This is a genomic window from Streptomyces sp. NPDC013455 (assembly GCF_040632975.1).
In the GTDB taxonomy this organism is placed as follows: domain Bacteria; phylum Actinomycetota; class Actinomycetes; order Streptomycetales; family Streptomycetaceae; genus Streptomyces.
Genome location: NZ_JBEYCX010000052.1, coordinates 1915 through 3704, shown reverse-complemented (window position 1 = coordinate 3704; position 1790 = coordinate 1915). Strand labels below are relative to the sequence as shown.

1 rRNA gene (running past one end of the window) is annotated in these 1790 nt (G+C 57.6%); it reads right to left on the bottom strand.

Annotated features, from left to right (window positions below):
• Positions 1 to 1701: ribosomal RNA gene (locus tag ABZ576_RS34165) — 23S ribosomal RNA — on the bottom strand (its annotated part extends 1486 nt beyond the left edge of the window); the annotation flags it as partial.
• Positions 1702 to 1790: the final 89 nt, after the last annotated feature.

Sequence of the window (1790 nt, the reverse complement as noted above, 5' to 3'; positions counted from 1 at the left end):
CCGTCCTACACCCTTACCCCGGGACAACCACCGCCCGGGATGGACTACCTTCCTGCGTCACCCCATCACTCACCTACTAACCGCTTGGTTCGGCGGCTCCACCACTTTCCTTTCCCCGAAGGGTCCGGAACGGCTTCACGGCCTTAGCATCACGATGCTCGATGTTTGACGCTTCACAGCGGGTACCGGAATATCAACCGGTTATCCATCGACTACGCCTGTCGGCCTCGCCTTAGGTCCCGACTTACCCTGGGCAGATCAGCTTGACCCAGGAACCCTTAGTCAATCGGCGCAAACGTTTCTCACGTTTGTATCGCTACTCATGCCTGCATTCTCACTCGTCAACCGTCCACGACTACCTTCCAGTGCCGCTTCACCCGGCAGACGACGCTCCCCTACCCATCCATACACCCGTTGGGGCTATATATATGAATGACACGACTTCGGCGGTACGCTTGAGCCCCGCTACATTGTCGGCGCGGAATCACTAGACCAGTGAGCTATTACGCACTCTTTCAAGGGTGGCTGCTTCTAAGCCAACCTCCTGGTTGTCTGTGCGACTCCACATCCTTTCCCACTTAGCGTACGCTTAGGGGCCTTAGTCGATGCTCTGGGCTGTTTCCCTCTCGACCATGGAGCTTATCCCCCACAGTCTCACTGCCGCGCTCTCACTTACCGGCATTCGGAGTTTGGCTAAGGTCAGTAACCCGGTAGGGCCCATCGCCTATCCAGTGCTCTACCTCCGGCAAGAAACACACGACGCTGCACCTAAATGCATTTCGGGGAGAACCAGCTATCACGGAGTTTGATTGGCCTTTCACCCCTAACCACAGGTCATCCCCCAGGTTTTCAACCCTGGTGGGTTCGGTCCTCCACGAAGTCTTACCTCCGCTTCAACCTGCCCATGGCTAGATCACTCCGCTTCGGGTCTTGAGCGTGCTACTCAACCGCCCTATTCGGACTCGCTTTCGCTACGGCTTCCCCACTCGGGTTAACCTCGCAACACACCGCAAACTCGCAGGCTCATTCTTCAAAAGGCACGCAGTCACGAGAACAGAGCAAGCTCCATTCCGACGCTCCCACGGCTTGTAGGCACACGGTTTCAGGTACTATTTCACTCCCCTCCCGGGGTACTTTTCACCATTCCCTCACGGTACTATCCGCTATCGGTCACCAGGGAATATTTAGGCTTAGCGGGTGGTCCCGCCAGATTCACACGGGATTTCTCGGGCCCCGTGCTACTTGGGTGTCTCTCAAACGAGCCGCTGATGTTTCGACTACGGGGGTCTTACCCTCTACGCCGGACCTTTCGCATGTCCTTCGCCTACATCAACGGTTTCTGACTCGTCCCACGGCCGGCAGACCGTGGAAGAGAGATCCCACAACCCCGCATGCGCAACCCCTGCCGGGTCTCACACGCATACGGTTTGGCCTCATCCGGTTTCGCTCGCCACTACTCCCGGAATCACGGTTGTTTTCTCTTCCTGCGGGTACTGAGATGTTTCACTTCCCCGCGTTCCCTCCACTTGCCCTATGTGTTCAGACAAGGGTGACAGCCCATGACGACTGCCGGGTTTCCCCATTCGGAAACCCCCGGATCAAAGCCTGGTTGACGACTCCCCGGGGACTATCGTGGCCTCCCACGTCCTTCATCGGTTCCTGGTGCCAAGGCATCCACCGTGCGCCCTTAAAAACTTGGCCACAGATGCTCGCGTCCACTGTGCAGTTCTCAAACAACGACCAGCCACCCGTCACACACCAGCTTCGCTGGAGCTTTACCGGGGCCGGCG